The 24,549-nt window shown below is 66.2% G+C and carries 20 protein-coding genes; 12 read left to right on the top strand and 8 right to left on the bottom strand.

Annotation, left to right across the window (positions count from 1 at the left end; genetic code table 11):
* Positions 1-42: 42 nt before the first annotated feature.
* The 4 genes from alr to ACM0M4_RS29585 all read left to right on the top strand — a co-directional run bounded on the left by alr (position 43) and on the right by ACM0M4_RS29585 (position 4,516).
* Positions 43-1,116: an alanine racemase gene (gene alr, locus ACM0M4_RS29600; RefSeq protein WP_003096515.1), complete on the top strand. Its 1,074-nt coding sequence runs from the start codon at positions 43-45 to the stop codon at positions 1,114-1,116.
* A gap of 150 nt (positions 1,117-1,266) precedes the next feature.
* Entirely contained in the window at positions 1,267-1,815 is a 549-nt protein-coding gene (locus ACM0M4_RS29595; RefSeq protein ID WP_003096513.1) for a cupin domain-containing protein, read from the top strand.
* A gap of 203 nt (positions 1,816-2,018) precedes the next feature.
* Positions 2,019-2,447, top strand: a complete 429-nt coding sequence (locus ACM0M4_RS29590; protein ID WP_003096511.1) for a c-type cytochrome — start codon at positions 2,019-2,021, stop codon at positions 2,445-2,447.
* Between the two features lie 209 nt (positions 2,448-2,656).
* A complete protein-coding gene (locus tag ACM0M4_RS29585) occupies positions 2,657-4,516 on the top strand; it encodes an acetyl-CoA hydrolase/transferase C-terminal domain-containing protein (protein ID WP_074231240.1) in 1,860 nt (619 codons plus the stop codon).
* Between the two features lie 7 nt (positions 4,517-4,523).
* Here the strand turns inward: ACM0M4_RS29585 and ACM0M4_RS29580 are convergent, their stop codons facing one another.
* The 3 genes from ACM0M4_RS29580 to rep form a co-directional block, all read right to left on the bottom strand.
* Complete coding sequence (locus tag ACM0M4_RS29580; RefSeq protein WP_003096508.1) at positions 4,524-5,096, bottom strand: xanthine phosphoribosyltransferase; 573 nt, start codon at positions 5,094-5,096, stop codon at positions 4,524-4,526.
* 163 nt (positions 5,097-5,259) lie between these two features.
* The gene (locus ACM0M4_RS29575; protein WP_003098265.1) at positions 5,260-6,978 is read right to left on the bottom strand and encodes a thiamine pyrophosphate-dependent enzyme; all 1,719 of its coding nucleotides are present in this window, start codon (positions 6,976-6,978) and stop codon (positions 5,260-5,262) included.
* Between the two features lie 133 nt (positions 6,979-7,111).
* The gene (rep, locus tag ACM0M4_RS29570; RefSeq protein WP_003110454.1) at positions 7,112-9,121 is read right to left on the bottom strand and encodes a DNA helicase Rep; all 2,010 of its coding nucleotides are present in this window, start codon (positions 9,119-9,121) and stop codon (positions 7,112-7,114) included.
* 187 nt (positions 9,122-9,308) lie between these two features.
* On the opposite strand from rep, the gene ACM0M4_RS29565 reads away from it, so the two are divergent.
* Positions 9,309-10,985, top strand: coding sequence for a putative bifunctional diguanylate cyclase/phosphodiesterase (locus ACM0M4_RS29565; protein ID WP_031756745.1), 1,677 nt, complete (start codon positions 9,309-9,311; stop codon positions 10,983-10,985).
* Here the strand turns inward: ACM0M4_RS29565 and ACM0M4_RS29560 are convergent.
* Positions 10,897-12,363 carry a NorM family multidrug efflux MATE transporter gene (locus ACM0M4_RS29560; RefSeq protein ID WP_016254044.1) on the bottom strand — a complete coding sequence of 489 codons (1,467 nt, stop codon included), beginning with the start codon at positions 12,361-12,363 and terminating at the stop codon, positions 10,897-10,899. The two genes, ACM0M4_RS29565 and ACM0M4_RS29560, sit on opposite strands and share 89 nt — an antisense overlap.
* Before the next feature lie 148 nt (positions 12,364-12,511).
* On the opposite strand from ACM0M4_RS29560, the gene ACM0M4_RS29555 reads away from it, so the two are divergent.
* Positions 12,512-13,429, top strand: coding sequence for a LysR substrate-binding domain-containing protein (locus ACM0M4_RS29555; protein ID WP_003098255.1), 918 nt, complete (start codon positions 12,512-12,514; stop codon positions 13,427-13,429).
* Positions 13,430-13,579: 150 nt separating this feature from the next.
* Positions 13,580-14,629 carry a phosphorylcholine phosphatase gene (pchP, locus tag ACM0M4_RS29550; RefSeq protein WP_003110458.1) on the top strand — a complete coding sequence of 350 codons (1,050 nt, stop codon included), beginning with the start codon at positions 13,580-13,582 and terminating at the stop codon, positions 14,627-14,629.
* A 42-nt stretch (positions 14,630-14,671) separates the two neighbouring features.
* Here the strand turns inward: pchP and betT are convergent, their stop codons facing one another.
* The 3 genes from betT to ACM0M4_RS29535 all read right to left on the bottom strand — a co-directional run bounded on the left by betT (position 14,672) and on the right by ACM0M4_RS29535 (position 18,576).
* On the bottom strand, positions 14,672-16,657 hold the full coding sequence (gene betT / locus ACM0M4_RS29545) for a choline BCCT transporter BetT (RefSeq protein WP_003096496.1): 1,986 nt from the start codon (positions 16,655-16,657) through the stop codon (positions 14,672-14,674).
* Positions 16,658-16,781: 124 nt separating this feature from the next.
* The gene (locus ACM0M4_RS29540; protein ID WP_003098248.1) at positions 16,782-18,275 is read right to left on the bottom strand and encodes a YifB family Mg chelatase-like AAA ATPase; all 1,494 of its coding nucleotides are present in this window, start codon (positions 18,273-18,275) and stop codon (positions 16,782-16,784) included.
* Between the two features lie 40 nt (positions 18,276-18,315).
* The gene (locus ACM0M4_RS29535) at positions 18,316-18,576 is read right to left on the bottom strand and encodes an accessory factor UbiK family protein (protein ID WP_003096478.1); all 261 of its coding nucleotides are present in this window, start codon (positions 18,574-18,576) and stop codon (positions 18,316-18,318) included.
* 439 nt (positions 18,577-19,015) lie between these two features.
* Between ACM0M4_RS29535 and glnK the strand changes: the two genes are divergently transcribed.
* The 5 genes from glnK (at position 19,016) to ACM0M4_RS29510 (ending at position 23,141) form a co-directional block, all read left to right on the top strand.
* Positions 19,016-19,354, top strand: coding sequence for a P-II family nitrogen regulator (gene glnK / locus ACM0M4_RS29530; RefSeq protein ID WP_003096476.1), 339 nt, complete (start codon positions 19,016-19,018; stop codon positions 19,352-19,354).
* Between the two features lie 39 nt (positions 19,355-19,393).
* Positions 19,394-20,722, top strand: a complete 1,329-nt coding sequence (locus ACM0M4_RS29525) for an ammonium transporter (protein WP_003109815.1) — start codon at positions 19,394-19,396, stop codon at positions 20,720-20,722.
* Positions 20,723-20,982: 260 nt separating this feature from the next.
* Positions 20,983-21,408 (top strand): secondary thiamine-phosphate synthase enzyme YjbQ, encoded by a 426-nt coding sequence (locus ACM0M4_RS29520; protein ID WP_003096441.1) that lies wholly within the window; start codon positions 20,983-20,985, stop codon positions 21,406-21,408.
* 77 nt (positions 21,409-21,485) lie between these two features.
* Positions 21,486-21,803, top strand: coding sequence for a transcriptional regulator SutA (sutA, locus tag ACM0M4_RS29515; RefSeq protein ID WP_003098240.1), 318 nt, complete (start codon positions 21,486-21,488; stop codon positions 21,801-21,803).
* Positions 21,804-22,226: 423 nt separating this feature from the next.
* Positions 22,227-23,141, top strand: coding sequence for a fimbrial protein (locus tag ACM0M4_RS29510; RefSeq protein WP_003114348.1), 915 nt, complete (start codon positions 22,227-22,229; stop codon positions 23,139-23,141).
* A gap of 24 nt (positions 23,142-23,165) precedes the next feature.
* On the opposite strand, the gene ACM0M4_RS29505 is transcribed toward ACM0M4_RS29510, so the two are convergent.
* The gene (locus ACM0M4_RS29505) at positions 23,166-24,542 is read right to left on the bottom strand and encodes a PLP-dependent aminotransferase family protein (RefSeq protein ID WP_003098233.1); all 1,377 of its coding nucleotides are present in this window, start codon (positions 24,540-24,542) and stop codon (positions 23,166-23,168) included.
* Between the last annotated feature and the right edge of the window lie 7 nt (positions 24,543-24,549).

Here is a 24,549-nt window from a genome sequence, read left to right as displayed (position 1 = left end):
AGGTGCGCGATGCCGCACCTCGCTGAAGAGAGACCCGTCGCCATGCGCCCCGCCCGTGCCCTGATCGACCTGCAAGCCCTTCGTCACAACTATCGGCTGGCCCGCGAGGCCACCGGCGCCCGTGCGCTCGCGGTGATCAAGGCGGACGCATACGGCCACGGCGCGGTGCGCTGTGCCGAAGCGCTGGCGGCCGAGGCCGATGGCTTCGCCGTGGCCTGCATCGAGGAGGGCCTGGAGCTGCGCGAGGCCGGTATCCGCCAGCCGATCCTGCTGCTGGAGGGCTTCTTCGAGGCGTCCGAGCTGGAGCTGATCGTCGCCCACGACTTCTGGTGCGTGGTGCATTGCGCCTGGCAATTGGAGGCGATCGAACGCGCCAGCCTGGCCCGCCCGCTGAACGTCTGGCTGAAGATGGATTCGGGCATGCACCGCGTCGGCTTCTTCCCCGAGGACTTCCGCGCCGCCCACGAGCGCCTGCGGGCCAGCGGCAAGGTGGCGAAGATCGTGATGATGAGTCACTTCTCCCGCGCCGACGAACTGGATTGCCCGCGCACCGAGGAACAGCTCGCCGCCTTCGCGGCCGCTAGCCAGGGCCTGGAAGGCGAGATCAGCCTGCGCAATTCGCCAGCCGTGCTCGGCTGGCCGAAGGTGCCCAGCGATTGGGTACGTCCGGGCATCCTGCTCTACGGAGCCACGCCGTTCGAGCGCGCACATCCGCTGGCCGACCGCTTGCGCCCGGTGATGACCCTGGAATCGAAGGTGATCAGCGTCCGCGACCTGCCGGCCGGCGAACCGGTCGGCTACGGCGCGCGCTACAGCACCGAGCGTAGCCAGCGCATCGGCGTGGTCGCCATGGGCTACGCCGATGGCTATCCGCGCCACGCCGCCGACGGCACCCTTGTGTTCATCGACGGCAAGCCGGGGCGCCTGGTTGGCCGGGTATCGATGGACATGCTCACCGTCGACCTTACCGACCATCCCCAGGCCGGGCTGGGCAGCCGGGTCGAACTATGGGGCCCGAACGTGCCGGTCGGCGCCCTGGCGGCGCAGTTCGGCAGCATTCCCTACCAGCTGCTGTGCAACCTGAAAAGGGTGCCGCGCGTCTATTCCGGGGCTTGAGAAAAACTTTCCGAATTCTTTGCGCAGGCATGTCGACCGATCTGTTGTAAATACTGAACAGTGTTGCCATGATACGGCCGACTTGGGGTCGCCAGCCGTGTGCGGCCTCGTTTTGCCTTGCCTGCCAGAAGAATAAGGAGGACTCCACCCTTGGACGTCGGTGCTCGTCTGCAAACCATCCGAAAGCTCAAAGGTCTTTCCCAGCGCGAACTCGCCAAACGGGCGGGTGTCACCAACAGCACTATCTCGATGATCGAGAAAAACAGCGTGAGCCCTTCCATCAGTTCGCTGAAGAAGGTGCTGGGCGGTATCCCCATGTCCCTGGTGGAGTTCTTCTCCCTGGACCTGGAGCAGGACAGCCATACCCAGGTTGTCTACAAGGCAGACGAACTGATCGACATTTCCAGCGGCGCGGTGTCCATGCGCCTGGTGGGCAAGGCGCACCCGAGCCGGGCGATCGCCTTCCTCGACGAAACCTACCCGCCGGGCTCCGACACCGGCGAGGAAATGCTCAACCACGAAGGCGAGGAGGCCGGCGTGCTGGTCGACGGGCGCCTGGAACTGACCGTCGGCAGCGAGACCTATGTGCTCGAGCGCGGCGACAGCTACTATTTCGAGAGCAACAAGCCGCACCGTTTTCGCAATCCCTACGATGTGCCGGCACGCTTGATCAGCGCCACCACGCCCGCAAATTTCTGACCTGAAGCACAAGACCCCGCCGGGCCCGAAGGGCGCCGGCCGACAAGGGGCATGCGGGGCTGCGACCTAATGCCGCAAGGCTTTGCGAGGGTGTGCAATTGTTTCTGCCGGGCTTTCTTTGCCGTTATACTTGCGCCCGCCCGCGCGGCCCGCAGTGATCGGTATCGTGCCCGGGTGTGATAAGCCACGATGAGGGTGTAAGGGTGAACCTGATTAAAAAAATGCTGGCGGCCCAAGCTGCCGTGTTGGCCCTGTGGGCTGTAAGCGCTCAGGCTACGACCACTGACGATGCGATCGCCAAGCGCCTCGAGCCGGTAGGCAAGGTCTGCGTACAAGGCAAGGAATGCGAAGGCGTCGGCGCCGTCGCGGCAGCCGCCGGTGGCGGCGGTGCGCGTTCCGGCGAAGACATCGTCGGCAAGACCTGCAACACCTGCCACGGCACCGGCCTGCTGGGCGCGCCGAAGGTTGGCGACAAGGCCGAGTGGGGCAAGCGCGCCAAGGAGCAAGGCGGCCTCGATGGCCTGCTGGCCAAGGCGATTTCCGGTATCAACGCCATGCCGCCGAAAGGCACCTGCGCCGATTGCTCGGACGACGAGCTGAAAGCCGCGATCAAGCATATGTCCGGTCTGTAACAACGCCGGGACAGTGTCGCGAAAAGCCGCCTCCTGGCGGCTTTTTCGTATCCGCGGTGCGGGTTTTTCCCGCTGGCGGATCGTCCCGCCGGCAAACAGGGTCCAAACTTCCGGCTACCCATTCGCCGGAGGGCATCGTCTTGAGCCGAACCTGTTCCATTGACGCCGCAGTCGATCACTTGCTGCAGACCATCGAGGGCCCGATTCGCATGGGCCTGCCCCTCGGGCTGGGCAAGCCCAACCGACTGGTCAATGCGTTGTACCAGCGCCTGCGGACCCTGCCGGAGCGCCAGCTGACGCTGTATACCGCGCTTTCCCTGGGGCGTCCCGCCGCTGGCGGCGACCTGCAACGGCGTTTCCTCGAGCCTTTCGCCGAACGGGTCTTCGCCGACTACCCGGAGCTGGATTACCTGCACGCCCTGCGCCGCGACGAACTGCCAGCGAACATCCGTGTCGAGGAGTTCTACCTGCAGCCCGGCAGCCTGCTGGACAGCGCGCCGGCGCAGCAGCACTACATCAGTTGCAACTACAGCCACGTCGCCCGCGACATCAATGCCAAGGGCGTCAACGCGGTGGCCCAGCTGGTGGCGCGGCATCCCGAGCGGCCGGGCAAGCTGAGCCTGGCCTGCAACCCGGATATCACCCTGGACCTCCTGCCGATGCTGGAGAAGCGTCGCGCCGCTGGCGAGACCATCGTCGCCATCGGCGTGGTCCACGATGACCTGCCCTACCTGCCGGGCGACGCCGAGGTCGAGGAGTCGGTATTCGACCTGCTGATCGACGCGCCGGCGGAAAGCAGCCGGCTGTTCTCCACGCCGAACATGCCGGTCAACCTGCAGGATCACTGTATCGGTCTCCACGCCAGCGCGCTGGTGCGCGACGGCGGCACCCTGCAGATCGGCATCGGCTCGATGGGCGACGCGCTGACCGCCGCCCTGCTGCTGCGCCAGCGCGACAACGCCACCTACCGAGCGTTGATCGACGAGCTGGGTGTGCGTGCGCGCTGGGCCGAGACGATCGAGCGCGACGGTGGCCTGGAGCCGTTCCGCCGGGGGCTTTACGGTTGCAGCGAGATGTTCGTGCCGGGTCTGCTGGCGCTGGCCGAGGCCGGCGTGCTGAGCCGCCGGGTCTACCCCGACGAAGCGCGGCAGCGTGCCGCCGAGCGCGGTGAGGCGCCGGTGGAGGGCGGGGTGTGGCTGCACGGCGGCTTTTTCCTCGGTCCGTTGGCGTTCTACCGGCGCCTGCGCGAGATGTCGCTGGAAGAGCGCGCCGGGATCGGCATGACCGGCATCGGCTTCGTCAACAACCTGTACCGCCAGGAAGAGCTGAAGCGTCTGCAGCGGCGCGACGCGCGCTTCATCAACAGCGCCTTCACCGTGACCCTGCTCGGCGCCGGGGTCGCCGACCAGTTGGAGGACGGCCGGGTGCTCAGTGGCGTCGGCGGGCAGTACAACTTCGTCGCCCAGGCTCACGAGCTGGAGGGCGCACGTTCGATCCTGATGCTGCGTAGCTGGCGCGAATCCGGCGGGGAGGTCAGTTCGAACATCGTCTGGCAGTACGCCCACACCACCATTCCCCGGCACTTGCGTGACATGGTGGTGACCGAGTACGGGATCGCCGACCTGCGCGGCAAGAATGACGCGGAAGTGATCGCCGCGCTGCTGGCCATCGCCGACTCACGCTTCCAGCAGGCGCTGGCCGAGCAGGCCCAGTCGGCCGGCAAGCTGCCGAAGGATTTCGTCCTGCCCGAACGCTATCGCAACAATATCCCGGAGCGCCTGCAGGCCTTGCACCAGGCCCACGCAGCGGCGCTGCCGGAGTTTCCCCTGGGCAGCGATTTCGACGAGGTCGAGCAGGACCTGCTGCGGGCGCTGGGTTGGCTCAAGCGCAAGCTGAAGCTGAGCGAGATCCTCGAACTGGGCAAGGCGACCCTGGATGCGCCGGAGCCAGAAGCCTACCCGGCGCATCTGCGGCGCATGGACCTGGACGATCCGCAGGGGCTTCGCGAGGAACTCTACCAGCGCTTGCTGCTGGCCGGCCTGCGAGCCAGCCAGGAAGAGCGGGGCTGAGTGGCGCTCAGTCGAGGAACTCGACCTGACCGCCGGCCAGCGATTTCACCCGGGCCAGGGACTCGACCCGGTAGCCTTCGCTTTCCAGCAGGGCGCGGCCATCCTGGAAGGATTTCTCGATGACGATGCCGAGCCCGGCGATGCTCGCGCCGGCCTGGCCGATCAGGTCGATCAGCGCCTTGGCGGCATGGCCGTTGGCGAGGAAGTCGTCGATCACCAGCACGTGGTCGTGGGCGTTCAGGTGCTTGGCCGAGATGGCGATGGTGCTCTCGGTCTGCTTGGTGAAGGAGAACACCTTGGAGATGTACAGGTTGTCCTTCAGGGTCAGCGACTGGTACTTGCGGGCGAAGATCACCGGGACGCCCAGCTCCAGGCCGGCCATGACCGCCGGGGCGATGCCGGAAGCCTCGATGGTGACGATCTTGGTGATGCCCTGGTCGCGGAAGCGCATGGCGAACGCGTGACCGACCTGCTGCATCAGCTGCGGGTCGATCTGGTGGTTGAGAAAGGCGTCGACCTTGAGTACGTGCTCGGAAAGGACGATGCCTTCCGAGCGGATTTTGTCTTTGAGAATGTCCACGGGTGGCTTCCTGCGAAGCGGCTGTCGCTGATGAAGCGCGGCATTGTACCGCCAGCCGGCGCCGCGCGCGACGTTCTCTCGGACGAGCGAACATGATCGAGCGGTCAGGAATCCGCGCCTGCCCGGCGCGGCCCCGTGGCAGGCGGGCCGCGCCGCTGCCGGCTCATTTCAGCAGGTTGTTCACCAGTAGCGTCTCGACGTCCTTGAAGCGCCCGCTGAGCACGGCCTTGGCGGCGTAGAGCGCGGTGTCGGCGACCTGGCCGAACTCGATCTTCGGCGGCATCACCAGCTCCGCAGGGTTGGTATGCACGTCCAGCAGCGCCGGACCGGGCTGGGCGAGGAACTCCTGCACCGCCGCCTCGAGCTCCTCGGAGCGCGTCACCTTGCGTCCGTGGAAGCCGATCACTTCGGCGAGACGGGCGAAGTCCGGGTTGAGCAGGTCGGTGTAGTTGTCCAGCAGGCCCTCGACCTTCTGTTCCAGCTCGACGAAGTTCAGCGAGGCATTGTTCAGCACCACTACCTTGATCGGCAGTTTTTCCTGGATGGCCGTCAGCAGGTCGCCGAGCAGCATGGCCAGGCCGCCGTCGCCGGAGATCGAGATCACCTGGCGCTCGGGGTAGGCCTTCTTCAGCCCCAGCGCCTGGGGCATGGCGTTGGCCATGGTGCCGTGGACCAGGCTGGTGAGGGTGCGGCGCTTGCCGTTGCTGTGGATGTGACGCAACAGCCAGACCATCGCCGAGCCGCCGTCGGCGGTGAACAGGGCGTCCTCGCTGGCGTGCTGGTCGAGCAGGCTGACCAGGTGCTGCGGATGGATCAGCTCGCCCTTGCCGGCTTGCTCCTCTTTTTCCAGCGTCCGCAGCGAGCGCTCGCGGTGCTCCAGGCATTCGTCGAGGAAGCTGCGCTCCTCGCGGGCTTCGAGCAACGGCAAGAGCGCCTCGAGGGTGGGGATCACGTCGCCGACCACGCCGAGATCGATGGGGTGGCGGCGGCCCAGGTGACTGCCATCGCGGTCGACCTGGATCAGGGTGGCCTTCTGCGGATAGAACTGCGCCCAGGCGAAGTCGGCGCCGAGCAGCAGGAGGGTGTCGCACTCGGTCATCATGTGGAAGCCGGACTCGATCCCGAGCATACCGGTCATGCCCATGTTGAAGGGGTTGTCGTACTCGACGAAGTCCTTGGCCCGCGACGTGTGCGCGATGGGCGCCTTGAGGCGGTCGGCGAGGGCCACCAGCAGGTCGTGGGCGCCCTGGCAGCCGGAGCCGGCGTAGATGCCGATCTTCTTGCCGTGGGCCAGCAGGCGGGCGACGTCCTGCAGTTCGGCGTCGCTGGGGCGCAGCACCGGTTGCGGGAAATGCACCGAGAACGGCAGGTCGTCCTTCACCGTGGCCTGGCTGATGTCGGCCGGCAGGATCACCACCGCCACGCCGCGCCGGTTGAGCGCCGCCTGGCAGGCCAGGGCCACCACCCGGCGCGCCTGTTCCGGGCTGTGCACCTGCTCGCAGAACACCGAGCAGCTGGCGTAGACCGCCTTGAAGTCGACCTCCTGGGGAAACTCCATGCCCAGTTGCGGGGTAACGATCTGGCTGGCGATCAGGACCATCGGCGCGCGGTTGCGCTGGGCCTCGTAGACGCCGTTGATGAAGTGCAGGCTGCCCGGTCCGCAGGAGCCGGCGCAGGCGGTCAGGCGTCCGCTGATGTAGGACTCGGCGCCCGCGGCGAAGGCCGCCGCTTCTTCGTGGCGCACGTGGACCCACTGGATCTGGCTGCGATGGATGGCGTCGGTGACATGGTTGAGGGTGTCGCCGACGATGCCATAGCAATGGCGGACGCCGGCGGCTTCCAGGGTTTCCACGACGATCTCGGCGACTTTCTTGCTCGACATGAAGCTGTCCTCGAATGGAATTCGTTAGCTAGCTAATTTTGGTCGCGCGTGGAGCGGCAAAAGTTCCTCGCCCGAGGCTAGGCATCGGGCAAGACACTTTTGTGAAAATCGAGACAGTCGAGGCGCGGCGGGCTCAGCGCTTGAGCATGGCGCGGATGTCGGCGAGGGCGGCGTTGCCCTTGGCCGCCTTGACCTCTTGCGGGGCGTCTTCCATGCCTTCCCATTCGAGGTCTTCCGGGGGCAGTTCGTCGAGGAAGCGGCTCGGCGAGCAGTCGATGATCTCGCCGTATTGCTTGCGCTTGGCGGCGAAGGTCATCGCCAGGTTCTGCCGCGCGCGGGTGATGCCGACGTAGGCCAGGCGGCGCTCCTCTTCCACCGTGTCGGCCTCGATGCTGGAACGGTGGGGCAGGATCTCTTCCTCCATGCCCATGATGAACACGTAGGGGAACTCCAGCCCCTTCGACGCGTGCAGGGTCATCATCTGCACGCCTTCGGCGCCTTCCTCTTCTTCCTGCTGGCGCTCCAGCATGTCGCGCAGGACCAGCTTGGCGATGGCCTGCTCGATGGTCATGTCGCCTTCCTCGTCGCGCTCGAGGGTGTTCTTCAGTGCCTCGATGAGGAACCAGACGTTGCTCATGCGGAATTCGGCGACCTTGTCGCTGGAGGCGTTCTGCCGCAGCCAGTTCTCGTAGTCGATGTCCATCACCATGCTGCGCAGCACGGCGATCGGCTCGTTCTCCGCGCACTGTCGGCGGATACCGTCCATCCAGCGCTTGAAGCGTTGCAGGCGTTCGTGGAAACGGCTGTCGAGGTGCTCGGCCAGGCCCATCTCGTCGCAGGCGGCGTACATCGAGATCTTGCGCTGGGTGGCGTAGTTGCCGAGCTTCTCCAGGGTCGCCGAACCGATTTCCCGGCGCGGCACGTTGATCACCCTGAGGAAGGCGTTGTCGTCGTCGGGGTTCACCAGCAGGCGGAAGTAGGACATCAGGTCCTTCACTTCCTGGCGCCCGAAGAAGCTGGTGCCGCCAGAGAGCCGATAGGGAATCTGGTGGTGCTGGAGCTTCAGCTCCATCAGCTTGGCCTGGTGGTTGCCACGGTAGAGGATGGCGAACTCGCTGTACGGCCGCTCGGTGCGCAGGTGCAGGGTGAGGATTTCCATGGCGATGCGCTCGGCCTCGGCGTCCTCGTTGCGGCAGCGGATCACCCGGATCGGATCGCCGTGGCCCATCTCGCTCCACAACTGCTTCTCGAATACGTGCGGGTTGTTGGCGATGAGGACGTTCGCGCACTTGAGGATGCGGCTGGTGGAGCGGTAGTTCTGCTCCAGCATCACCACCTTCAGCGAAGGGAAGTCTTCCTTCAGCTGCATCAGGTTTTCCGGACGCGCGCCGCGCCAGGCGTAGATCGACTGATCGTCGTCGCCGACCACGGTGAACTGGGCGCGGTCCTTCACCAGCAGCTTGACCAGCAGGTACTGGCTGGCGTTGGTGTCCTGGTACTCGTCCACCAGCATGTAGCGCACCTTGTTCTGCCACTTCTGGAGGACGTCCGGATGTTCCTGGAACAGCTTCACCGGTTGCAGGATCAGGTCGTCGAAGTCCACCGCGTTGTAGGCGCGCAGGGTGCGCTGGTAATGCAGGTAGACGATCGCGGCGGTCTGCTCCTTGGGGTTGCGGGCCTTTTCCAGCGCCTCCTCCGGAAGGATCAGGTCGTTCTTCCAGGCGCCGATGTAGTTCTTGATCTCGTCGACGCCGTCGTCCCCGGAATACTCCTTCTGCATGATGTCGGTCAGCAGCGCCTTGATGTCCGACTCGTCGAAGATCGAGAAACCGGGCTTGTAGCCGAGCCGTTCGTGTTCCTTGCGGATGATGTTCAGGCCGAGGTTGTGGAAGGTCGAGACGGTCAGGCCCTTGCCCTCGCCGCCGCGCAGCAGGGTGCCGACGCGCTCCTTCATCTCCCGCGCGGCCTTGTTGGTGAAGGTCACGGCGACGATGTACTGGGCGCGGATACCGCACTGCTGGACGAGATAGGCGATCTTGCGGGTGATCACGCTGGTCTTGCCGGAGCCGGCGCCAGCCAGGACCAGCAGGGGACCGCCGACGTAGTTCACGGCTTCTTGCTGCCGGGGATTGAGTCGGGACATAGGAACAGGCCGGAAGAGAGGGTTGAAGCGGGGACGTATTCTAACAGGCTGGCTGGCATCCGCGAGAATTAGCGTGCAAGCTGTGACCGATCCCGAGATCGTTCACGCCATTTTGCTGTAGATTCCCTACCGCATTAGGATGATGCCGTTCGTTCTTTACGAAGATTCTTAAAACTTTGGAGGTTGCTTGTCAGCGCCCGCAGAACCCTTGCGCCTGCTCCTTCTGGCGGATACGCCGGACTGGGCGCCACTGCTAGGTGAACGCCTGAGAGCGCTGGGGCCTGCCTTTTCGCTGAGCATCGTCACCACCTGGGAGGGCGCGGCCACCCTGTTCGCCGCCGAGCCCCGGGGGCTGCTCCTGGCCACGCCGGCCTGCCTGCCGCTGGGGACTCCCTGTCCCTGGCCGGTGATCCTGCTGTTGCAGCAGGAGCCGGCGCAGACGCCGGTTGGGGTGGTCGACTGGCTGGCCGCCGAACAGCTCTCCGAGGACAGCCTGCGCCGCTGCCTGCGCTACGCGCGCGAGCGCCTGGGTTTGCAGGCGACCCTGCAACTGCTCGCCGAGCAGGATCCGCTGACCGGCATCGCCAACCGCCAGGGCTTCCAGACCCTGCTCGCGGCGCGCCTCAGCGAATTCGACGGGCGTGGCCTGGTGCTCGGCCACCTCGACCTGGACAACTTCCGTCACGTCAACGATTCCCTCGGCCACCAGGGCGGCGACCGCCTGATCCTGCAGGTGGTCAACCGCCTGCGCGGCTTCATGGAGAACGGCGACAGCCTGGCGCGCCTGGGCAGCGACGAGTTCGCCCTGCTGCTGGACACCCGTCGCGATCCGCAACGCGCCGAGCGGGTCGCCGAACGCATCGTCGAATGCCTCGGCGAGCCCTACTGGATCGATGGCGAGAGCCTGTTGCTGGGTTGCAGCCTGGGACTCGCCCACGCCCGTGCCGACGAAGGCGCCGACCCGCTGATGTGGCATGCGCACATCGCCATGCAGCAGGCCAAGAGCCGCCAGGGTTGCACCTTCCATGTCTTCGACGAACGCATCAACCGTGGCGTGCGCAGCCTCGCCGACCTCGAAGCCGAACTGCGCCGGGCGCTGCGTCGCGACGAGCTGGAGCTGCACTACCAGCCGCGACTGTGCCTGGACAGCGGGCGCATCGTCGGCCTGGAGGCGCTGGTGCGCTGGCGCCACGGCGAGCGGGGCCTGCTCACGCCCAGCGAGTTCGTCCCGCTGGCCGAGGAGAGCGGGCTGATCGTGCCGCTCGGCTACTGGGTCATCGCCCGCGCCCTGCGCGACATGCAGTGGCTCAACGGGCGCGGCCTGGAGCCGTTGCACATGGCGGTGAACCTGTCGTTCCGCCAGTTCCAGGACAGCCAGTTGCTGCCGACCCTGCAACGGTTGATCGAAGAGCACGGCGTCGACGCGCGCTGGCTCGAGTTCGAACTGACCGAGACCGCCGTGATGCGGCGCAGCGACCAGGTGCTGCAGACCATGCAGGCGCTCGGCCAACTGGGCGTGCGCTTTTCGCTGGACGACTTCGGCACCGGTTTCTCGTCCTTCGTCCACCTCAATAGCCTGCCGATCACCCTGTTGAAGATCGACCGCAGCTTCGTCGGCGGCATGGACCAGCGGGCGGAAAACTTCCAACTGGTGCGGGCGATGATCAACCTGGCGCACAACCTCAACCTGGAAGTGGTTGCCGAAGGCGTGGAGACCCTGCGCCAGCAGGAGCAGTTGCGCGATTTCGGTTGCGACCAGGTGCAAGGCTACTGGATCAGTCCGCCGCTGCCGTTGGCGGAACTGGCGCGTTTCCTGGGCATCGGCGAGCGCTCGGCGCACCGCGGCCAGCCGCTCGGCAATTGAGCGCCGACGCCTCGCTGGCCGTGGCTTTCGGCAGCAACCGCGCGGTCTTCCACTCGAAGGCCAGGGTCAGGCCGATGGCCGCGCAGGCCAGGCCGCCGGCCAGCCCCCACCAGACGCCCGCGGCGCCCCAGCCGGCCGCGAACGCCAGCAGGCAGGCCAGCGGCACGCCGACCAGCCAGTAGCAGGCCAGGCCGACCAGGAAGGTGGTGCGGGCGTCCTTGAGACCGCGGATCGCGCCCATGGCGACGTTCTGGGTGCCGTCGAACAGCTCGAACCAGGCGGCGATCGCCAGCAGCGAGACGGCCATCGCGGCCACCTCCCGGTTGGCCGGGGCGTCGCGGTCGAGGAACAGGCCGATGATGGCCTCCGGCATCCACCAGAAGAGCCCGGCGAAGAGCAGCATGCACAGCGCGCCGAAGCCGATGCCGACACGCCCGGCGCGGCGTGCTTCGAGCAGGCGGCCGGCGCCGAAATGCTGGCCGATGCGGTAGGTGGTGGCGTACGACAACCCCACCGGCACCATGAACGCCACGTATACCGCCTGGATGGCGATCTGGTGCGCGGCCAGGGCGTGATCGCCGATGATGCCCATGCACAGGGTGGCGACCGTGAACATCCCCGACTCCACCGCGTAGGTGCCACCGATGGGCAGCCCCAGGCGCAGTATCTCCTCGACCATCGCCCGCTGCGGCCGTCCCAGTCCGCGCAGCAGCGAGTACTCGGTATAGGCCGGCTGCAGGCGGATATACAGGGCCAGCAGCAGCGGCATGCAGTTCATGACGAGGGCGGTGACCAGGCCGATACCGGCCAGGCCCAGGCGCGGCAGGCCGAACAGGCCTTCTATGAAGGAATAGTTGAGAGCCAGGTTGGCCAGCGCGCCGAGCACGCTGATCGCCATCACCGGGCCGGCGCGGTCGATGGCGCTGGTGAAGCCGCGCAGGACCATGAAGGCCATGTAGCCGGGCAGGGCGAATGTCAGGCTGTGGAGGAACTGCATGGCGCCGTCCACCGTCTGCGGCGCCTGGCCGAAGACCAGGAGCAGCGGCCGCAGGTTCCATAGCAGCAGGCCGGCGGCCAGGGCCAGCGCGGCGCCGACCCAGAGTCCGGAGCGAGCGGCCGCGGCGGCGCCAGCGGCGTCGTCGCAGCCGTGACGGATCGCCACCAGGTTGCCGACCGCTGCCACCACGCCGACACAGAACGTCGAGACGAAGGCGTAGCTGACCGCGCCCAGGCCGCCGGCGGCCAGCGCGTCGGGGCCGAGCTTGCCCATCATCACGGTGTCGGTGAAGACCATGGCGACATAGGCCAGCTGGGCGGCGATCAACGGGCCCGCCAGGCGCAGGATGGCTTTGAGTTCGACGAGGGATGGCGAGGACATGGATGAGTAAGGCTCAGGAGGAGATGGTTGCCGCGATGGCCTGTCGGCGTTGAGAATGCGGCTATTCTCGGTGCGACTGGCATGGCTCCACAAAAGGAAAAACAAGATGCCAGGCATGAGTAAAAGTCATGAAAGAGGTAATTCCCCAATGACCCGTCGCCTGCCCCCGCTGTATGCCCTGCGCGCCTTCGAGGCTGCCGCCCGGCACGCCTCTTTCACCCGCGCCGGCGAGGAACTGGCGATAACCCAGAGCGCGGTGAGCCGGCACATCCGTACCCTGGAGGAGCACTTCGGTTGTCGTCTGTTCGAGCGCCATGGCCGCCAGTTGCAGCTGACCGAGCCGGCACGCCTGCTGCTGCCCGGGCTGCGCGACGGCTTCGATGCGCTGGAACGGGCCTGCACCGCCCTGCGTGTGGACGACGCCACCCTGCGCCTGAAGGCGCCTTCCACCCTTACCCTGCGCTGGCTGCTACCGCGCCTGAGCCGCTTCCGCCACCTGAACCCGGATATCGAGGTGCAGCTCACCAGTGCCTGGATGGATGTGGACTCGGTGGACTTCCAGCGCGAGCCTTTCGACTGCGCGGTGTTGCTGGGCAGCGGCCAGTTCAGCCCGGAATGGGAAACGGCAGCGCTGTTCGCCGAATGGCTGGTGCCGGTCTGCGATCCCGACGAGGCCGTGGAGCCCTGGACCCTCCAACGCCTGCGTGACAGCGAGTTGCTGCACCCCACGCCGGATCGTCGCGACTGGCGACGCTGGCTGCAACGGACCGGGCTGGGGGAGGAGGTGTCGCTCAAGGGCGGCCAGGTGTTCGACACGCTGGAACTGGGCATCGTCGCCGCCGCGCGAGGCTATGGCGTGTCCATCGGCGACCTGGTGATGGTCGCCGAGGATGTCGCCCAGGGCCGCATCGGCCTGCCCTGGCCGGTGGCGGTGGCCAGCGGCGAAAGCTATCACCTGGTCTGGCCTCGTGCCCGCAGGGGACAGGAACGCTTCCAGCGATTGCGCGACTTCCTCCTCGCGGAGGTGGCGGCGATGCGTCTGCCCGTCGTCGAGCGGCTGGCGTGACGCCGCCGGACAACTCCTGGCGCTGACGCGACGTTACAGGTCGCTGCCGTCGCTGGGCCGGGCGCAGGGTTTGCGCTAGGGTCGTTGGTCGTTGCCTGTCGGGAGCGGCAGGGGACGGAGCTTCCTTCCAACCGCCCAAAGGAACCCGCCATGACCTTCGCCAAAGGAATACTCGCCGCGCTGGCGCTCGCCGCCGCAGTCGGCCAGGCCAGCGCCACCGAACTCGAGCACTGGCCGGCCCCCGCCGCCAGGCAACTGAATGCACTGATCGAGGCCAACGCGAACAAGGGCGCCTATGCCGTGTTCGACATGGACAACACCAGCTATCGCTACGACCTGGAAGAATCGCTGCTGCCCTATCTGGAAATGAAGGGCGTGCTGACCCGCGACAGGCTCGACCCTTCGCTGAAACTGATCCCGTTCAAGGACCAGGCCGGGCACAAGGAGAGCCTGTTCAGCTACTACTACCGGCTTTGCGAGATCGACGACATGGTCTGCTATCCCTGGGTCGCCCAGGTGTTCTCAGGCTTCACCCTCAGGGAACTGAAGGGCTATGTCGACGAACTGATGGCCTACGGCAAGCCGATCCCCGCCACCTATTACGACGGCGACAAGCTCGCCACGCTCGACGTCGAGCCGCCGCGCGTGTTCAGCGGCCAGCGCGAGCTGTACAACAAGCTGATGGAAAACGGCATCGAGGTCTACGTGATCAGCGCGGCCCATGAGGAACTGGTGCGGATGGTCGCGGCGGACCCCAGGTATGGCTACAACGCCAAGCCGGAGAACGTCATCGGCGTCACCACCCTGCTGAAGAACCGCAAGACCGGCGAGCTGACCACTGCGCGCAAGCAGATCGCCGAGGGCAAGTACGATCCCAAGGCCAACCTCGACCTGGAGGTGACCCCCTACCTGTGGACCCCGGCGACCTGGATGGCCGGCAAGCAGGCTGCGATCCTCACCTACATCGACCGTTGGAAGCGGCCGATCCTGGTCGCCGGCGATACCCCGGACAGCGACGGTTACATGCTGTTCAACGGCACCGCGGAAAACGGCGTGCACCTGTGGGTCAACCGCAAGGCCAAGTACATGGAGCAGATCAACGGCATGATCAAGCAGCATTCCGCCGCACAGGCCAAGGCCGGCCTGCCGGTGACGGCGGACAGGAACTGGGTGATCGTCACTCCGGAGCAGATCCAGTAGGCGAAACGGCGAGGGGCCGGCATTGGCCGGCCCCCGCATCCCTCAGCGCACCACGTGCAGGAAGTGCATGTGCCGCTCGTACTGGTCGAGGATGTCGCCGATCACGCCGTCGCGGCTCCAGCCCATGATGTCGTAGTCCTGGCCGCCTTCCTGGAGATGGACCTCGGCGCGGAAATACTTGCGCGACTCGCTGCTGTCCTCGGTGTCGCGCATCACGAAGCTCGGCGTGGTGAAGGCGCGCGGACGCACCTCGTAGATGAAATCGACCTCGCCGCCGTGGCTGACTTCCAGCCGAACCCGGCCGTCCTCGCCGTCCTGCACCTGGACTTCGTAGCCCTGCTTGCGCAGTTCGGCGGCGACGTCCTCGCAGGCCGGTCGCGCCACATCGGTGATGAAGCGGTTGACGTGGCTGCGCCTTGGGAACATGGCGATGTTGCGCAGGCGGCGCTGCCAACCGTCGCCCTCGCTTGCGCCGCTGCGCGTGGTGGGGCGGGAGAAGGTCAGCGCCTGGTAGCGGATGCCGCGCTTGGTGGCATCCAGGTGCAGCGCCTTGAACAGGCCCCAGATCGACGCCAGGAGCACGATGGAGAATGGCAGCGCGCTGGCGATGGTCGCGGTTTGCAGCGCCTTGAGGCCATCGGCGAGGAGCAGGGCGATGGCCACCACGCCCATCAGCACCGACCAGAATATCCGCTGCCAGAGCGGCGAGTGGTCCTTGCCGCTGGAGGCTAGCATGTCCACCACCAGCGCGCCGGAGTCGGCCGAGGTGACGAAGAACACCACCACCATCAGCACCGCCACCAGCGAGATCACGCTGCCCAGCGGGAAGTGCTCGAGGAAGGCGAACAGCGCCACCGAACTGTCCTGGTTGACCACTTCGGCCAACTGGGTGAAGCCCTCCTGCAGGACCATGTGGATGGCGGTATCGCCGAACACCGTCATCCACAGCAGGGTGAAGCCGGCCGGGACGAACAGCACGCCGCAGACGAACTCGCGGATGGTGCGGCCGCGCGAGATACGGGCGATGAACAGGCCGACGAAGGGCGACCAGGACAGCCACCAGCCCCAGTACAGCAGGGTCCAGCCGCCGATCCAGTCGGTGGGCTCGTAGGCGTACAGGTTGAAGGTCTTGTTGACGATGTCGGACAGGTAGGCCCCGGTGTTCTGCACGTAGGTCTGCAGGAGAAACACGGTCGGCCCGAGGACCAGCACGAAGAGCAGCAGGATCACCGCCAGGCTCAGGTTCAGTTCGGACAGGATGCGGATGCCGCGGTCCAGTCCGCTGGCCACCGAGAGCGTGGCGAGGCCGCAGGTGGCGGCGATCAGGGCGATCTGCACGGTCTGGTTTACCGGCCAGCCGAACAGGTGGTGCAGGCCGCTGTTGATCTGCAGCACGCCGTAGCCGAGCGAAGTCGCCACGCCGAACACGGTGCCGATGATCGCGAAGATATCCACCGCGTGGCCGATGGGGCCGTAGATACGTTCGCCGATCAGCGGATACAGCGCCGAGCGCAGGGTCAGCGGCAGGCCGTGGCGATAGCTGAAGAAGGCCAGGATCAGCGCGACGATGGCGTAGATCGCCCAGGCATGCAGGCCCCAGTGGAAGAAGGTCAGCTTCATCGCTTCCTTCGCCGCCTGCACGGTGTTCGGCTCGCCCACCGGCGGGGTGGTGAAGTGCATCACCGGTTCGGCAACGCCGAAGAACATCAGGCCGATGCCCATGCCGGCGGAGAACAGCATGGCGAACCAGGTGGTGTTGCGGTAGTCGGGACGACTGTGGTCGGGGCCGAGCTTGATGTCGCCGTAGCGGCTGACGGCGAGGAACACCACGCTGATCAGGATCAGCGCCACGGCCAGTACGTAGAACCAGCTGGCGTTGGTGATGATCCATTGCTGGACGTGGTTGAACAGCGATTGCGCTTCTTCCTGGAGGAGGACGGTAAACAGCACCAGGGCCAGGATCAGGGCGGCGGAGGTATAGAAGACCGGAGGATTCAGGGTGCTCCGGGGGGTAGTGGGTGTCTCCATGTAAGCTAGCTCTCCTTGTGATCGGATTGCCCGCCGAAGGCGGAAGACGAAACAGCCTAACACATCGTGATAGCTAATTTGATTCGAAAAGCCTTAATCGATAGCTTTGCTGAATTATTACGCTTCACGTGGAGGTCATTGCCCGATACTGCAGGGCTTCCGCCAGGTGCCGGCGTTCGATGGCATCGATGCGCTCCAGGTCGGCCAGCGTCCGGGCCACCTTGAGTATGCGATGCAAGGCGCGCAAGGAAAGTTCCAGGCGCTCTCCGGCAGCCTCCAGCCAGCGGCGGTCCGCTTCGGCGAGTGCACAATTGCGGTGCATCGCCTGGAGATCGAGATGGGCATTGGCGCAGCCCTGGCGGGCCAGTTGCCGTTGCCGTGCGGCGCCCACCCGTTCGCTGACCTCGGCGGTAGCGGTTTCGCCGTGTCCTGGCTGCAGGCTGGTGCTTTCGCGGAGCACGCTGACGTGCAGGTCGATGCGATCGAGCAGCGGTCCGGACAGCTTGCCCCGGTAGCGCTGGACCTGTTCCGGGGTGCAGCGGCAGCGGCCACTGGGATCGCCGAGGTAGCCACAGGGACAGGGATTCATCGCCGCCACCAGTTGGAAGCGCGCCGGGAAACGTACCCGGCCGTTGGCCCGGGCAATGACGATCTCGCCGCTTTCCAGCGGCTCGCGCAGGACCTCCAGGACCTTGCGCTCGAACTCCGGCAGTTCGTCGAGGAACAGCACGCCCTGGTGCGCCAGGGTGATCTCGCCCGGCTGCGGGCGGCTGCCGCCGCCGACCAGGGCCGGCGCGGAGGCGGAGTGGTGCGGCTGGCGGAACGGTCGCTGCGGCCAGTGCCTGAGGGGGACGTGGCTGGCCACCGAATGGATCGCCGCGACCTCCAGGGCTTCGTCCTCGTCGAGCGCCGGCAGCAGGCCGGGCAGGCGGCTGGCCAGGAGGGTCTTGCCGGTGCCCGGCGGGCCGCTGAGCAACAGGTTGTGCGCGCCGGCGGCGGCCACCAGCAGGGCGCGCTTGGCGGCGGCCTGGCCCTGGACCTCGGCCAGGTCTGGATAAGGGAAGGGCGCGCGGAGCAGGCCGCGGGCCTGGTAGGGCGGCAGCGGGGCCTGGCCGGAGAGGTGTCCGGCGATCTCCAGCAGGTGGTCCACGGCGAACACCGTCAGCCCGCTGGCCAGGCTGGCCTCTTCGGCATTTTCCTTCGGTACCACCAGAACGCGCCTTGCGTCGCGCGCCGCCAGCGCGGCCGGCAATACGCCTCGCACTGGCCGGATCGCCCCGGACAGGGCCAGTTCGCCGAGGCACTCCAGGCCGTCGAGGGCGGTGCCGGGCAACTGGCCGCTGGCGGCGAGGATGCCGAGTGCGATGGCCAGGTCGAAGCGACCGCCGTCCTTGGGTAGGTCGGCGGGGGCGAGGTTGAGGGTGATGCGCCGCGCGGGGAAGTCGAAACCGGCATTGAGCAGGGCGCTGCGCACGCGGTCCTTGCTCTCGCGCACCGCGGTTTCCGGCAGGCCGACCAGGGTCAGCGAAGGCAGGCCGTTGGCCAGGTGCGCCTCGACGCTGACGCAGGGGGCTTCGACGCCGACCTGGGCTCGGCTGTGGACAATCGCCAGGGACATGGATCGCTCCTTGATCTCACGCCGCTCGCAGGGGGGAGGATCAGTCGGCGGGCGGCGTCAGCTTGCTTTCGAGTTCCGCCACCTTGGCCTCCAGGGCTTCCAGCCGTGCGCGGGTGCGGGCGAGGACCAGCATCTGGCTGTCGAATTCCTCGCGGCTGACCAGGTCGAGCTTGCTGAAAGCGCTCTGCATCAGGGCGCGGAACTGCGACTCCAGCTCGGCCTTGGGCAACGGCGATTCGCCGGCGAACAGGCGGCTGGCTTGTTGGCTGAGGGCTTCGAAGACGGCTTTGGGCGGCAGCATGGCGAGGGTTCCGGTAACGAGTGGGCGGCAGTCTAGCACGATGTCGGCGGCGCTCGCGGGAGGGCCATTGCACACTTTTTGCGCAACTGTCGGAGCGCGTCTGCGCCTATTTGGTGCGCCGCCCGGAGGCCGGCGTTCCGCACTATCCCCGGGTTGGCGGCTAAGGGCTTGAAATCCGGCGGATTTGCCGGAGCTGGCAAGCTTTCTGCTTTGGCCGGTGTGAGGCGTGCACTGAAGCAGTACCGGTGCGGCAGATGAGGCGGTTGCGGGAGGCCGGCAGGTTGCGGCATCGAACGGCCGCAGCAGGGCCAGGTCGGGGCGGAGGGTCCCGATCATGCTTCCCAGAGGGACCGGCGCGTTACAAAGCCAGACACTGCGCTTAGACTGTCCTCGGGTTCGTTTTCCTGGGGCGAGTCCACCAAACACGGGAGAGAGTTTCATGAAGCTAGTCACTGCCATCATCAAGCCGTTCAAGTTGGACGACGTCCGCGAGTCGTTGTCCGAGATCGGTGTGCAGGGCATCACGGTGACCGAGGTCAAGGGTTTCGGCCGGCAAAAGGGCCACACCGAGCTGTATCGCGGCGCCGAGTACGTCGTCGACTTCCTGCCCAAGGTGAAGATCGACGTGGCGATCGCCGACGACCAGCTGGACCGCGTCATCGAGGCGATCACCAAGGCGGCCAATACCGGCAAGATCGGTGACGGCAAGATCTTCGTGGTGAACCTGGAACAGGCCATCCGCATCCGTACCGGCGAAACCGATACCGACGCGATCTAAGCCCAACCGAACCCCCAAAAGCCCCAGGAGAATACCAACATGACTCTGCGTAAGATCGCAGGGCTAGGAGCCCTATTGTCCCTCGCTTTGCCGGGCGTCGCCCTGGCCGCCGAGGAGCCCGTCCTGAACAGCGGCGACACCGCCTGGATGCTGATCTCCACTGCGCTCGTCCTGCTCATGACCATCCCCGGCCTGGCGCTGTTCTACGGCGGCATGGTGCGAGCGAAGAACGTGCTGTCGATCATGATGCAGTGCTTCGCCATCACCGGCCTGATCACCATTCTCTGGGTGGTCTATGGCTACAGCCTGGCGTTCGATACCGCCGGGATGGAGAAGGGCGTCCTCAACTTCAATTCCTTCGTCGGCGGACTGGACAAGGCCTTCCTCAGCGGTCTCACCGCCGACGGCCTGACTTCCGCCACCGCGCTGTTCCCGGAAAGCGTGTTCATCACCTTCCAGATGACCTTCGCGATCATCACTCCGGCGCTGATCGTCGGCGCCTTCGCCGAGCGCATGAAGTTCTCGGCGATGCTGATCTTCATGGCGGTCTGGTTCACCGTGGTCTACGCGCCGATCGCGCACATGGTCTGGAGCGGTGACGGCGCCCTGATGTGGGACTGGGGCGTGCTGGACTTCGCCGGCGGCACCGTGGTGCACATCAACGCCGGTATCGCCGGTCTGGTCGCCTGCCTGGTGCTGGGCAAGCGCAAGGGCTACCCGACCACGCCGATGGCGCCGCACAACCTCGGCTACACCTTGGTCGGGGCGGCCATGCTGTGGATCGGCTGGTTCGGTTTCAACGCCGGTTCCGCCGCCGCCGCCAACGGCACCGCCGGGATGGCCATGCTGGTGACCCAGATCGCCACCGCCGCCGCGGCCCTGGCCTGGATGTTCGCCGAGTGGATCACCCACGGCAAGCCGAGCGCCCTGGGCATCGCGTCCGGCGTGGTCGCCGGTCTGGTGGCCATCACCCCGGCCGCCGGCACCGCCGGTCCGATGGGCGCGCTGGTGATCGGCCTGGCCTCCGGGGTGATCTGTTTCTTCGCCGCCACCAGTCTCAAGCGCGCGCTGAAATACGACGATTCCCTCGACGCCTTCGGCGTACATGCGGTCGGCGGTATCGTCGGCGCGCTGCTCACCGGGATCTTCGCGGCGCCGTCGCTGGGCGGCTTCGGCAGCGTGGAGGACATCGGCGCGCAGTTCTTCGTGCAGTTCAAGGGCGTGGCCTTCACCGTGGTCTACACCGCCGTGGTGACCTTCGTGATCCTCAAGGTGCTGGACCTGGTCATGGGCCTGCGGGTCACCGAGGAAGAGGAAGCGGTCGGCCTCGACCTGGCGCTGCACAACGAGCGCGGCTACAACCTGTAATACCTGCCGGCGCCCGGCTTTCCGCCGGGCGTCGGTTTGCCTCCCGCGCTCGCCTTCGCCGAACGCCATGCCCTTGTGCGTCGAAAGTCCTGGGCGCTTCCCGCGACTGCCACCACCTTTCCGCAACCGGTCTTTCAGTGACTGCCAGCGGACTGCGCCACCATCAGCTTTCACAGGTCTGCCTCTTACGCTCTTTGCTTTTTCAAATGCCGCGCTAGAATGCGCGGCGCGACGGATCGGAGCCGATTTGGAACAGCAGCATGTGGCAGCAGACCCTGATCACCTTGCGCCCGCGTCCGCGGGGCTTTCACCTCGTCACCGAGGAGATACTCGACGCCTTGCCGGAGCTTCGGCGGTGCCGGGTCGGCCTGCTGCACCTGCTTTTGCAACATACGTCGGCTTCACTGACCCTGAATGAAAATGCCGATCCTGCCGTACGCCGGGATTTCGAGCGTTTTTTCGAGCGGCTGGCGCCACGCGGCGAAGTCGGCTATGAACACAACGACGAAGGTCCGGACGACCTTCCGGCGCATTTCAAGGCCAGCCTGCTGGGCTGCCAACTGACCCTGCCGATACAGTCGGGAGGGTTGGCACTGGGCACCTGGCAGGGGATCTATCTCGGTGAACACCGGGACAGGGGCGGGGCACGGCGCGTGCTCGCCACCTGGCAGGGCGAGTCAGTATGAATTTTTTCCGGCGGCGCTCATCAAAACGCGCGGCTGGGCTATAACTAACCTGCTTTTGCAGCACCGAGAGGTTGACCATGAGCGAAGAAGAACTGGAACAGGACGAGCTGGACGGCGCTGACGAGGACGACGGCGAAGAGCTGGCCGCGGCCGACGACGGCGAAGCGGACAGCGGCGACGGCGACGAGGCCCCCGCCCCCGGGAAGAAGGCGAAAGCCGCCGTGGTGGAAGAGGAGCTGCCCTCGGTCGAAGCCAAGCAGAAAGAGCGTGACGCCCTCGCCAAGGCGATGGAGGAGTTCCTTTCCCGCGGTGGAAAGGTGCAGGAGATCGAACCCAACGTGGTGGCCGATCCGCCGAAGAAGCCGGACAGCAAGTACGGCAGCCGCCCCATCTGATTTCGCGCCATCCCAAGGCCCGCCTCCCGCAAGGGATGGCGGGCCTTGTGCTATGGCGCCGGTCACTTTGACGGGCATCTCGCCCCGCCGCATCCCGGTTGGCGAGCCGATCTTTCGCCTGTTCAGGCACGGCTGGCGACGGGCCAAGGCCTTTTCCTTTCCGGTGGCAGCGCTACCGTTCCACATCGTCAACCGAAGCTGCTTGCCATCCAGGCGCTCCAAGCGACGTCCGGGGTTGCCGGAGAGCGAGCTGTAGAGCTTGCTTAAGAATTTTCCTAGCGATTCTTAGGCGGATTCGCGGAGCCGTGTAGGTCCTGTCTTATGGCTCCTTTCCAGGTGTTCTGAAAAGATTAGCCACCCATCAAGTTCACTCCGGTTCCGGCGGATTTTCCCGGACATGCCGGACACATCGGTTGTCATCCCATGGAGTTCAAGACGTTCCGTCGAACCCTGCTGCTCGCGGCAGTCCTGTTCGTTCCCGCCGGCACCAGCATGGCTGCCAATCTGTACGCTTTCGGCGGCCGCGATATCGCCGTGCCCTCGATCCTTCCCGAGGGAAGTGTCATGTCGCGCTACACGTTCACTCCCATGCAACTGTGCGGCAAGCCCAGCTGCGATCTCATCGGCGTCTCTCTGTACAACAAGGGAAGTGTCTGGGACCCGGTCGATGGTCCGGACCTGAATACCAACGTGCCGGGCCTCTCGGTGCGCCTGCTGCTGGATGGCATACCGGCGAGCAGCCGTTTCAAGGGCACTTTCTCGCAAATCGCGGAGATCCAGTTGTTCCGCAACTCGACGCCGCTCTCCGACGGCCAGTTCGCGAGCGGAGCCTTCAACTCGTACTTCCTCATTACCTACAAGGACGGGCTTATCGCGTCTGGCACCTCCTCCATCAGGTTGACCGGGAGCGTCACCACGATCAATGCGACCTGCCAGGTCGCCGACCAGACCGTGAAGCTGCAGTCGATCGCTGCCGCCCGGCTGAACGGCGTCGGCACCTACGCGGCCGTTACCCCGTTCAATCTGGTAGTGGCCGGCTGTCCTCGCGGGTACAACCGCGTCGGCTACAGCCTTCAAGCGGTGGGGGGCGCGGTGGCCGAAGGCTCGGGTGTATTGCCGCGCCTGGCGGGCAGCACCGCGACCGGCGTATCGATCCGGGTCACCGACGAGGCCGGCGTGCCGCTACGGATGGGACTCTCGTTGCCGGTGACCGCGTACGACAAGAACACCGGCGGGGCTTACTGGATCCCGATGAAAGCGTCCTATGTGCAGACCGCCGAGAAAATCACGCCCGGCTCGGTCCTGGCCGCGATGGTGATCCTGCTCGACTACCAGTGAGGCAGGGGAGGGCAAGAGCGCGCCTCACCCGAACGCCTCGAAGAACGCCAGGGCCCGCGGGTCGCTGGCATAGGCGATGTTGATACGCAGCCAGTCGCTCTCCTCGCCTTCCGGGCTGAAGCCGCTGCCCGGCGACAGCAGCACGTCCAGGCGTGTCGCCACGGCCTGCAATTCGGCGAACGGGTAGTCGCCGATACGGGCCCAGACGAACATCCCGCCGACCGGTTCGGCGAACACCTCCCAGCCGTTGTCCCCAAGCACCCGCAGGGTCGCCGCCATCTGCCGGGTCAGGCGCTGGCGCAGGCGTTGCACCAGCTTGCGGTAACTGCCGTTGGCGAGCATGGTCGAGACCACGCATTCGGCGAAGCGCTGGCTGCCGATGCTGGTGTACATCTTCACATCCGCCAGGCGCCGGATCAGCTCGGGGCCGGCGATCAGGTAGCCGACCCGTAGCGAGCAACTGAGGGTCTTCGAAAAGCTCGCCAGGTAGATCACCCGGCGCAGCGAATCGAGGGTTGCCAGGCGGGTGCTGGGGCCGTTCTGGAAGTCGGCGTAGATGTCATCCTCGACGATGTGGAAATCATGCTGCTCGGCCAGTTGCAGCACGCGGTGGGCCACTGAGGGGCTGAGGCTGGTGCCGGTGGGGTTGTGGTACATGCTGTTGGTGAAAAGGAACTTCGGCTTGTGCGCGCGGAGGATCGTCTCCAGCGCGGCGGTGTCCGGGCCGTGGCGGGTGCGCGGCACGCCGAGCATCTTCACCCCGTGGAACTTCAGCAGGTTGAACAGGTTGTAGTAGCCGGGGTTCTCCACCACCACCACGTCGCCCGGCTTGAGCAGCGTGCGTACCAACAGGTCGAGGGCATGGCTGGCGCCGGTGGTGGTGAGGATCTGCTCCGGGTCGACATGGATATCGATCAGCCGCAGGCGTTTCTGGATGTGCTGGCGCAGCGCCGGCAGGCCCAGCGGAGTGCTGTAGTCGAACAGCCCGGCGAGTTCGCTGCGGGCGACCTGGCGGATCGCGTAGCTGAGTTCCTCGACTTCCCGCCAACTGTCCGGAATCCAGCCGCAGCCGAGCTTGAGTTTCGTCGAGCTGCCGCTGAACTGGCCCCATGCGTTTTCCGCGCCTTCGTGCCATTCGCTGTCGAGGTCGGTAGTGGCGGCGGGCGCCTCGGCGACGAAGAACCCCGAGCCGTGCCGCGATTCCAGCATCCCCAGGGCGACCAGGCGGTCGTAGGCCTCGATCACGCTGGACTGGCTGAGCTGGTTTTCCCTGGCCAACTGGCGTATCGACGGAATCCGCGTGCCGGCGCGGACGCGATTGCCGCGGATCCAGCCGCTGACCCCTGCGACGATCTGCTGCACCAGCGGCTCGCTGGCATTGCGGTCGATCCGGAGGTGCATGCCTGAC

This window comes from Pseudomonas sp. 18-147 (assembly GCF_051048045.1).
GTDB lineage: Bacteria > Pseudomonadota > Gammaproteobacteria > Pseudomonadales > Pseudomonadaceae > Pseudomonas > Pseudomonas aeruginosa.
The sequence above is the reverse complement of the archived record's forward strand: the minus strand, read 5'-3'. Positions and strand labels throughout refer to the sequence as shown.

What these genes read in the sequence shown, in the direction of transcription:
- alr (WP_003096515.1), top strand. Translation starts at nt 43, where the DNA reads ATGCGCCCCGCCCGTGCCCTGATCGACCTGCAAGCCCTTCGTCACAAC.
- ACM0M4_RS29585 (WP_074231240.1), top strand. Translation starts at nt 2,657, where the DNA reads ATGGGCCTGCCCCTCGGGCTGGGCAAGCCCAACCGACTGGTCAATGCG.
- ACM0M4_RS29575 (WP_003098265.1), bottom strand. Translation starts at nt 6,978, where the DNA reads ATGTCGAGCAAGAAAGTCGCCGAGATCGTCGTGGAAACCCTGGAAGCC.
- rep (WP_003110454.1), bottom strand. Translation starts at nt 9,121, where the DNA reads ATGTCCCGACTCAATCCCCGGCAGCAAGAAGCCGTGAACTACGTCGGC.
- ACM0M4_RS29560 (WP_016254044.1), bottom strand. Translation starts at nt 12,363, where the DNA reads ATGTCCTCGCCATCCCTCGTCGAACTCAAAGCCATCCTGCGCCTGGCG.
- ACM0M4_RS29555 (WP_003098255.1), top strand. Translation starts at nt 12,512, where the DNA reads ATGACCCGTCGCCTGCCCCCGCTGTATGCCCTGCGCGCCTTCGAGGCT.
- pchP (WP_003110458.1), top strand. Translation starts at nt 13,580, where the DNA reads ATGACCTTCGCCAAAGGAATACTCGCCGCGCTGGCGCTCGCCGCCGCA.
- betT (WP_003096496.1), bottom strand. Translation starts at nt 16,657, where the DNA reads ATGGAGACACCCACTACCCCCCGGAGCACCCTGAATCCTCCGGTCTTC.
- ACM0M4_RS29540 (WP_003098248.1), bottom strand. Translation starts at nt 18,275, where the DNA reads ATGTCCCTGGCGATTGTCCACAGCCGAGCCCAGGTCGGCGTCGAAGCC.
- ACM0M4_RS29535 (WP_003096478.1), bottom strand. Translation starts at nt 18,576, where the DNA reads ATGCTGCCGCCCAAAGCCGTCTTCGAAGCCCTCAGCCAACAAGCCAGC.
- glnK (WP_003096476.1), top strand. Translation starts at nt 19,016, where the DNA reads ATGAAGCTAGTCACTGCCATCATCAAGCCGTTCAAGTTGGACGACGTC.
- ACM0M4_RS29525 (WP_003109815.1), top strand. Translation starts at nt 19,394, where the DNA reads ATGACTCTGCGTAAGATCGCAGGGCTAGGAGCCCTATTGTCCCTCGCT.
- ACM0M4_RS29520 (WP_003096441.1), top strand. Translation starts at nt 20,983, where the DNA reads ATGTGGCAGCAGACCCTGATCACCTTGCGCCCGCGTCCGCGGGGCTTT.
- sutA (WP_003098240.1), top strand. Translation starts at nt 21,486, where the DNA reads ATGAGCGAAGAAGAACTGGAACAGGACGAGCTGGACGGCGCTGACGAG.
- ACM0M4_RS29510 (WP_003114348.1), top strand. Translation starts at nt 22,227, where the DNA reads ATGGAGTTCAAGACGTTCCGTCGAACCCTGCTGCTCGCGGCAGTCCTG.
- ACM0M4_RS29505 (WP_003098233.1), bottom strand. Translation starts at nt 24,542, where the DNA reads ATGCACCTCCGGATCGACCGCAATGCCAGCGAGCCGCTGGTGCAGCAG.